7 protein-coding genes are annotated in these 8,555 nt (G+C 36.0%); 4 read left to right on the top strand and 3 right to left on the bottom strand.

The features are described 5' to 3' along the window. From GQR44_RS18310 to GQR44_RS18295, 4 genes are all read left to right on the top strand, one after another. A partial coding sequence (locus GQR44_RS18310; protein WP_205963122.1) for a transposase occupies positions 1-289 on the top strand: 289 nt, incomplete at its 5' end. A gap of 1,845 nt (positions 290-2,134) precedes the next feature. Next, positions 2,135-4,030, top strand: a complete 1,896-nt coding sequence (locus GQR44_RS18305; RefSeq protein WP_166373124.1) for a PTS mannitol transporter subunit IICBA — start codon at positions 2,135-2,137, stop codon at positions 4,028-4,030. 75 nt (positions 4,031-4,105) lie between these two features. Then, positions 4,106-5,248 (top strand): mannitol-1-phosphate 5-dehydrogenase, encoded by a 1,143-nt coding sequence (locus tag GQR44_RS18300; protein WP_166373123.1) that lies wholly within the window; start codon positions 4,106-4,108, stop codon positions 5,246-5,248. 52 nt (positions 5,249-5,300) lie between these two features. After that, positions 5,301-5,834, top strand: coding sequence for an MltR family transcriptional regulator (locus GQR44_RS18295; RefSeq protein WP_166373122.1), 534 nt, complete (start codon positions 5,301-5,303; stop codon positions 5,832-5,834). Positions 5,835-5,990: 156 nt separating this feature from the next. On the opposite strand, the gene hslU is transcribed toward GQR44_RS18295, so the two are convergent. The 3 genes from hslU to GQR44_RS18280 all read right to left on the bottom strand — a co-directional run bounded on the left by hslU (position 5,991) and on the right by GQR44_RS18280 (position 8,553). After that, the gene (gene hslU / locus GQR44_RS18290; protein WP_166373121.1) at positions 5,991-7,337 is read right to left on the bottom strand and encodes an ATP-dependent protease ATPase subunit HslU; all 1,347 of its coding nucleotides are present in this window, start codon (positions 7,335-7,337) and stop codon (positions 5,991-5,993) included. Positions 7,338-7,345: 8 nt separating this feature from the next. Beyond that, the gene (gene hslV / locus GQR44_RS18285) at positions 7,346-7,894 is read right to left on the bottom strand and encodes an ATP-dependent protease subunit HslV (protein WP_166373120.1); all 549 of its coding nucleotides are present in this window, start codon (positions 7,892-7,894) and stop codon (positions 7,346-7,348) included. Positions 7,895-8,031: 137 nt separating this feature from the next. Beyond that, a complete protein-coding gene (locus GQR44_RS18280) occupies positions 8,032-8,553 on the bottom strand; it encodes an SPOR domain-containing protein (RefSeq protein ID WP_166373119.1) in 522 nt (173 codons plus the stop codon). Positions 8,554-8,555 lie beyond the last annotated feature (2 nt).

The following is an 8,555-nucleotide window of genomic DNA, read 5'->3' as shown; positions in this document are numbered from 1 at the left end:
TGGAAGGCACGCACTTGTTATTATGGATTGTGCTAGTTGGCATTCAATCAAACTAAATAGTCGATTTAAGAATTTATCAATCATGCATCTCCCACCTTATTCTCCGGAGCTTAATCCTATTGAACAAGTTTGGGCTTGGTTAAGAGCAAATGACTTAGGAAACTTCGCATTTAAAAATTATGAAGATATTGTTGATCAAGTAAGTCGGGCCTGGAATAACTTTAGGCATCAAGTTGATCATGTAAAATCTCTTTGTAAAAGAGACTGGGCGAATCTGATCATAAATTAAATTCCTTTGGTATGATCTACATTGAGCCATGCTCACCCATCGACAAGCTTGCATAGTATTTAGAACAATCCCTGTTGACTGACGTCAGCAGGGATTTTTTCGTTTAGGGCTTTTTAGTGGTCTCCTTCAGTGCGACAGCATCATATTATGAGCGGACTAAGCTTAGCGTGTCCTTGTGGTATCCCGACAGCAATTTTTCCCCATCATCAAGTATTCTGCGAAACAGGTAGATACCAAACACAATCACCAAGCTTGTATAATATTCAGAGACATCCCTGTTGACTGACGTCAGCAGGGGAGCGTTTAGATCTTTGTTTAGTGATGAATGAGCGAGCATGAGATAAACAAAGCGCCACGCAGTCGTTATCTTTAAGTGTGATAACTTTCCTTCGACTAACACTCTATTGAATAGGTTGATATCTATAAAAATGAGAAAATCCTTAAGTGTCCTATTGTTTTTATGGCTGTAATGCTTCACGAGCAGAGGAGTTCTGCAACACCTTTCCATTACTAGTGCCTTTGCATAGCAAGTCGACTTTTTAATACAGCAAGATCAATCGATAAGTCTCCTAGTATTTTCATGACAGCGATGTTCTGCGAGCAAAGAAGGGCTTCGACGATTTCTCTTGCCAAGTGCTTTTCAAAACAGATGGAGACTTAATAAAATTATCTTTTTTTCATCGCATTTAGAATAACCTCCTTGAATCGTGTCAGCAGGGTTGTGTGAAAAATGGTCTGCTAGCGCATGGGGGATACTTTGTCTGCTCTGTAGTTTCGATCTGCAAGTTTATGTATGACTACGAACTCTTTTTCATTGCAAATTTTGCTCGGGATCTAGAAAAATGCTAGTGAATAACGCCAATTCACTTTTTATTTTAGTGGTTGAAAAATAATTACCTACGAGGATAAAGAGTAAAAAATATGATGCGTAGGGGTTATTTTTTAGTGCTTTATTGATAATTAAATTCTTTTTAATAATGTGAAAACAGCATCTATTTACACTGCAGTCATATACCTAATACCAATTATTCATATCATTCAGACCTGACTGATACCAAAAATTTTGTTTTAGGACCTTAGTGATAATCTTTCTGGGTGTTTGAATAGTTTTACAAATGTAGGTGCATCACTAAGTTTTACAGTAACAATTGGCTGATATTAAATCTCAGTGTAAAGCTTGTATTAGATCGATAGATATTCTTTTTGTTTATGGCTCTAATAGTGAATAACTATTTTGTATTACATTGTTAATTATATGTAGATTATCCCGATGGATAAGTAAAAATCGCTGGGTCATTTTGGTTCTGTATTTTAGAAATAGAATAGGTGTTTTGATATTTTAATCATGTTTTTTGTTGTTTTTCATGTGACTTTTTTTGTATAAAAATGTAACTACCTGTATTTTTTTTAATCATAAATGCTGTGCTTAGGTTACTGATATTGGAATTTTAAATTATGTAATTAAATTACACTGTATAAATATTAGCATTAATAAAGAGATCTATATCACTCTAATTAATTGTAACTTCATTTTAAATGCAATTTAACGAGACATATGTCTCGTTTGTGATATTTTGCAGGTCATGCTAAATGTGATTCAAATCACTAAATTTAGCCAGTTGATAACTTTGTATTTAATTTGTCGCAATAGTACATCTTATTAAAGTGACTCAAGTATCAAAAATTGTGATTTTAGTTTCTTTTTGGTGACCAAGTTCACATGAAGTGAGACTCTGTTTTATATTTTTTTGAATGTGCTAAATTAATTGTATCAAACGGAATATAACGGTTTTTAATTAACTGTTACTTAACATTACTTATAATAAAATTGAACGGGGAAATGACATGATATCATCCGAGAGTAAAATCAGAGTACAAAACTTTGGTAGGTTCCTATCAAACATGGTTATGCCAAATATTGGGGCATTTATTGCCTGGGGTTTTATTACAGCACTATTTATACCAACAGGTTGGTTCCCTAATGAAGGTCTAGCTGCTTTAGTTGGCCCAATGATTAAATTCCTTCTTCCTTTATTAATCGGTTACACCGGTGGTAAATTAGTTGGTGGTGATCGTGGTGCTGTAGTTGGTGCGATTACTACAATGGGTGTTATCGTTGGTACTGAAATTCCAATGTTCCTCGGTGCAATGATTGTTGGTCCTTTAGGTGGCTGGGCAATCAGTAAATTTGATAAAGCTGTTCACGGTAAAATTAAGAGCGGTTTTGAAATGTTAGTGAATAACTTCTCATCTGGTATTATCGGGATGATCTTAGCTATTCTTTCTTACTACTTAATCGGTCCAGCTGTTTTCGTTCTTTCTGAAGGTCTTGCTGCCGGTGTAAACTTCTTAGTTCAAGCAGGTTTATTACCTCTTACTTCTATTTTTGTTGAACCAGCTAAAATATTATTCTTAAATAATGCAATCAACCACGGTATCTTCTCGCCATTAGGTATTCAACAATCTACTGAATTAGGTCAATCTATTTTCTTCTTAATTGAAGCAAACCCTGGTCCTGGTTTAGGTTTATTACTTGCATACATGGTATTTGGTAAAGGTACTGCTAAACAAACTGCTAGTGGTGCTTCAATCATCCACTTCTTTGGTGGTATCCATGAAATTTACTTCCCATATGTGTTAATGAATCCTCGTCTAATCCTTGCTGTTATTGCAGGTGGTATGACTGGTGTATTCACTTTAACATTATTTAATGCTGGTCTTCTTTCTCCTGCATCACCTGGTTCTATCTTCGCTGTATTATTGCTAACACCTAAAGCGTCATTAATTGGTGTTATCTTATCTGTTGTTTTATCTGCCTCTGTATCTTTCCTTGTTGCTTCTTTATTAATGAAAACGCAAAAAGATTTAGGTGAAGATGAAGGCGATAAACTAGCTGAAGCTTCTAACCAAATGAAAAATCTTAAAAATGCACCTGCAGCAGCGGCTCAAGGTAGTGCAAATGTAGATATGGCTAACGTGAATAAAATCATTGTTGCTTGTGATGCTGGTATGGGTTCTAGTGCAATGGGCGCAAGTTTATTAGCCAAAAAAGTTAAATCTGCAGGATTAAATATTAGTGTTACTAACTGTGCAATTAACAACCTTCCTGGTGATGTTGATATTGTTATTACGCATAAAGATTTAACTCCTCGTGCAATTAAGCATGCAGCTCAAGCTAAGCATTTATCTTTAACTAACTTCTTAGACAGTACTCTTTATGATGGACTAGTAGCAGAAATCATCGCAGCATCAGGAACGCCTGCACCAAGCAGTCAACCTGCTGCAGTTGTTGAAGAACCTACTGCAAAGCCTGTATTTGAATTAACTGAAAAGAATATTTATTTAGGTTTGAAAGCTGAAAACAAACAACAAGCAATCCAATTTGCAGGTGAGCAACTTGTAAAATTAGGTTATGCAGAACCAGCTTACATTGAAGGTATGTTTGAGCGTGAAAAACTAGTAACAACGTATCTTGGTGAATCAATTGCAGTACCACATGGTACGATTGAAGCAAAAGAAAGTGTTATTAAAACGGGTATTGTCGTATGTCAATATTCAGACGGTATACTGTTTGGTGATGAAGCAGATGATATCGCTAAACTAGTTATTGGTATTGCTGCTAAGAATGATGAACATATTAGCGTAATCACAACTATAACTAATGCACTTGATGACCCAGAAGCTATCGAAACATTGATCAATAGTAAAGATGTTCAAAAAGTATTAAGTATATTAAGTTAGTCAAATCAGACTTAATTAAAACGCTGGTTTTTACCAGCGTTTTTCGTTTTAGATTACTTTCATAAGGAAAAAACAATGAAATCAATTCATTTTGGCGCGGGTAATATTGGCCGTGGCTTTATTGGTAAATTATTAGCAGATGCTGGCATAAAAGTTACTTTTGCTGATGTCGATGAAAAAGTTATTAATTTGCTAAATACACTGAATACTTACAATGTAAAAGTAGTTGGTGCAGAATGTAAAACAGAAGTTGTTTCTGGTGTTAATGCAATTAATTCAACAAGTGAAGAGTTAGTTGCTCTTATCAGTGAAACAGATTTAATCACTACAGCCGTTGGCCCTAATGTATTAGTTATTATCGCTAACAAAATTGCACAAGGCTTAGCATTACGTTTTGATGCTAAAAACGAGCAATTCCTTAATATCATCGCATGTGAAAACATGATCCGTGGTACGACTTTTCTTAAAGCAGAAGTCTATAAGCATTTAGATGAAAAGTACCATGAGCAAGCAGAGCGTTTAGTTGGTTTTGTTGATTCTGCCGTAGACCGTATTGTACCTCCTTCTGAATCTGATGATCCTCTTGAAGTGACAGTGGAAAGCTTCAGTGAGTGGATTGTTGATGAGCAACAATTTAGAGGTGAAATACCTGTTATTGAAGGCATGCAGAAAACTGATAACTTAATGGCTTTCATCGAACGTAAATTATTTACCTTAAATACGGGTCATATCATGACTGCTTATTTAGGTGCATTAGCAGGTCATGAAACAGTTAAAGATGCTATTGATGATGATGCTATTTGTTCTCAGGTAAAACAAGCAATGCAAGAAAGTGGTGAAGTATTGATTAACCGTTATGGTTTTGAGCGTGATGCACACAATGCTTACATTGACAAAATTATCGGTCGCTTTGCAAACCCTTATCTACATGATGAAATTGACCGTGTAGGCCGTCAACCTATCCGTAAGTTAGGAGAGAATGATCGTTTAGTTAAACCTCTATTAGGTACAATTGAATACGCTACTGCTAATGATATGTTACTAAAAGGTATCGCTGCTGCATTTAAATATAAAAATAGCGACGATCCTCAAGCAATTGAATTACAAGCGTCATTAGAAGAGATTGGCTTTATTGCAACACTGTCTAAATACACTGGTTTACCAGCGGATAGTAATGAAGCGTTCAAAATAGAACAGCTATACCTAGCGATGGCTTAAAAGAAATAGTTGTACGAGATCCTATCTCGTACAACCTAACCTAGCTGAGCTTATGTCAAAACAACTGCAAGAAACTGAAATACTAGAATGTCTGAATACGAGCCTGACTGCTCGTGGTTTTTTTATCTCTACAGTGGATATCTTTGAACAACTGATTCAAGGGTTAATTGAACGTATTTTTCTGAAAAATGATTTTGCTGTTCAATCTGTTGTGGGTCCACTACTACATAATTCAGGGCCTTTAGGTGAGTTGTCTGTTCGTTTAAAACTATTATTTGGTTTAGGGGTGATACCTCATCCTATTTATCAAGATATAGAAAGCATTATAAAATTAAAAAATTTACTCAGTAATGATAGTGCCGAATACCACTTTACCGATCAGTTAATTGCTGATGCCATTAAATCTCTGCATTTAGCTAAAAATATGAATATGGGTATTTTTGATTTAGTAGCTGTTGCACAAGATGATATAGATTTAACTTTTTATAAAATGCAATTAGATAGACAGCAACAAGTGATCAAGTCATCCTTAGCGCTTGAAATTATTTCTCTCTGCGAAACTTTAAATAAAGAAAGTCCTTTTTAATACTTCATTAATAAAACGATAGTGATAAGACTTTAAACTCGCTAATAATAGATATTGATTAAATGCTATTAGCAATGTCTAGTTTATGAAATAAAAAAAGGCTCTGATACCGATAGGTACCAGAGCCTTTTTATTTATACTATATAAATGCTTACTTTATAATATATAACGAGTTAAATCTTCATCTTGAACGACTTCATCTAGCATACTAGCCACATAGGCTTCATCAATCGTAATTGACTCACCTGAACGTTCAGTGGCTTCATAAGATAGCTCATCCATAATGTGCTCCATCATAGTATGTAAACGTCGTGCTCCGATATTTTCGGTCGTTTCATTCACATGCCATGCAGACTTCGCTATTTTATTGATACCGCATTGAGTGAAAGTAATGGTCACTCCTTCAGTCGCTAATAAAGCTTGGTACTGTTCGCTTAGAGAAGCTTTAGGCTCGGTTAAAATACGTGCTAAATCTTCTTCACGTAATGCTTCTAATTCAACTCTGATTGGTAAACGACCTTGTAACTCAGGGATCAAGTCAGAAGGTTTCGCCACTTGGAATGCACCAGAAGCGATAAACAGCATGTGGTCTGTTTTCACCATGCCATGTTTAGTTTGTACTGTTGAACCTTCAATTAAAGGAAGTAGGTCACGCTGTACGCCTTCACGTGAAACATCAGGGCCAGATGACTCACCACGTTTACATATTTTATCTATTTCATCTATAAAGATAATGCCATTGTTTTCTGCTGCGAAAATGGCTTTTTCTTTTAAGTCTTCTTGGTTAATCAGTTTTGACGCTTCGCTTTCTATTAATGCTTTTAATGCGTCCTTAATTTTCATTTTACGTTTTTTAGACTCGCTCTTATTACCTAAGTTTTGGAACATGCCTTGTAGTTGGTTCGTCATCTCCTCCATACCAGGAGGCGCCATTATTTCTACACCAATTTGTGGTGCTGGCACATCAATTTCAACTTCTTTATCGTCTAATTTTCCTTCTCGTAATTTTTTACGGAAAGACTGTCTCGCAGGCCCTTCTTCAACAACTTCTGAATTGTTCACATCCCATTCAGTTGCTGTTTTAGCCGGTGGAATAAGAATATCTAAAATACGCTCTTCAGCTAAATCTTCTGCTTTTGCAGTTACTTTTGCTAATTCTTGCTCTTTTGTTATTTTAATTGCAGCTTCAACTAAATCTTTAACGATACTTTCAACTTCTTTACCGACATAACCTACTTCAGTAAATTTTGTCGCTTCAACTTTAATGAAGGGTGCATTGGCTAATTTTGCTAAGCGGCGTGCAATTTCAGTTTTACCAACACCCGTTGGACCTATCATTAAAATATTTTTAGGCGTTACTTCATGACGAATATCTTCATCAAGTTGCATGCGACGCCAGCGATTACGTAATGCGATAGCAACGGCGCGTTTAGCTTTGCTTTGGCCTATTATGTGGCGATCTAATTCATGCGCTATTTGTTGCGGAGTCATATTGTTAGTCATGTGTATTCCTATTTTTTTGTTGCTATTTCAGCATCAATGTCGATACATTCAATCGTTTGGTTAGTGTTAGTAAATACACATATGTTGCCGGCGATAGTGAGTGCTTTTTCAACTATTTCCTGCGCAGATAAATCAGTATTTTCTAATAAAGCCATGGCTGCAGATTGTGCGAAATTACCACCTGAACCAATGGCAATTAAGTCATTTTCAGGTCTAACTACATCACCATTACCGGTAATAATATAGGAATGTTTTTTATCTGCGACGGCTAATAATGCTTCTAATTTTCTTAACATGCGATCGGTACGCCAATCTTTGGCTAATTCAACCGCTGCGCGTTCAAGGTTACCTTGGTGGGCTTGTAGCTTGGCTTCAAAACGCTCTAACAAAGTAAAAGCATCCGCAGTGCCTCCCGCAAAGCCTGCAATGACTTGATCATTGTATAAACGGTGTACTTTGCGTGCATTGCCTTTCATTACGGTGTTACCGAGTGATACCTGACCATCACCACCGATAACCACTTGATTACCGCGTCGTACAGAAACAATAGTCGTCATATTGAACCCTTTTGTTGTTTGTTAACTAAATGAGTAGGCCAAATTATTGGCTGATAAATATAAAATGGGGTGGTTTTTATTGAATTCAAGGGGAAATAGGCAAAGAAAAGGAGAACCTAGGTTCTCCTTTAAAATGATTAACGCCAATACCATATTTGACAGCCATTTATTTTGGCTCGTTGTAGTTTATGCCGTTGCTTTTCTGCTAAGCGCTTACGTTCGTATGGGCCCAAAATAACGCGATACCAATTGCCGGTCTTTTTTACCTGACTTTCTAGCCCTTGAAAAGCTATTTTTGCTTTCAAAGACTCAGCATCACCCTGATGTCTAAATGAACCACATTGCATTTGATAAGGTCGAGTTGATTTTTTTTGTTCAGGTATTTCAACGGTTACTTCTTTGGTTTTTAATATATCAACGTAATCCCATTGTGGTTGGGGTTTTTCAGGTAGCACTTCTTCATTTTTAACCATGCTTTTCTTAGGCTTAACTTGAGGTGCTGGTTTATCGACAGCAAAAACAAAATAGCCAATAAAAGCGATTAACACGAGCGCAAAAAAACAAGCAATATATGGAAACCCTTGTTGATTAGGTTTACGTTTATTATTTCTTTTATTTGCCCCGCGTTTAGCAGGTTTTCTTCGTGTTACCTTGGCCATTA

The sequence above is a fragment of the Psychromonas sp. SA13A genome, from assembly GCF_011378715.1.
GTDB lineage: Bacteria > Pseudomonadota > Gammaproteobacteria > Enterobacterales > Psychromonadaceae > Psychromonas.
The sequence above is the reverse complement of the archived record's forward strand: the minus strand, read 5'-3'. Positions and strand labels throughout refer to the sequence as shown.

Bases quoted from the DNA above. Each gene is read 5' to 3' on its own strand.
- GQR44_RS18305 (WP_166373124.1), top strand. From the start codon at position 2,135: ATGATATCATCCGAGAGTAAAATCAGAGTACAAAACTTTGGTAGGTTC.
- GQR44_RS18300 (WP_166373123.1), top strand. From the start codon at position 4,106: ATGAAATCAATTCATTTTGGCGCGGGTAATATTGGCCGTGGCTTTATT.
- GQR44_RS18295 (WP_166373122.1), top strand. From the start codon at position 5,301: ATGTCAAAACAACTGCAAGAAACTGAAATACTAGAATGTCTGAATACG.
- hslU (WP_166373121.1), bottom strand. From the start codon at position 7,337: ATGACTAACAATATGACTCCGCAACAAATAGCGCATGAATTAGATCGC.
- hslV (WP_166373120.1), bottom strand. From the start codon at position 7,894: ATGACGACTATTGTTTCTGTACGACGCGGTAATCAAGTGGTTATCGGT.
- GQR44_RS18280 (WP_166373119.1), bottom strand. From the start codon at position 8,553: ATGGCCAAGGTAACACGAAGAAAACCTGCTAAACGCGGGGCAAATAAA.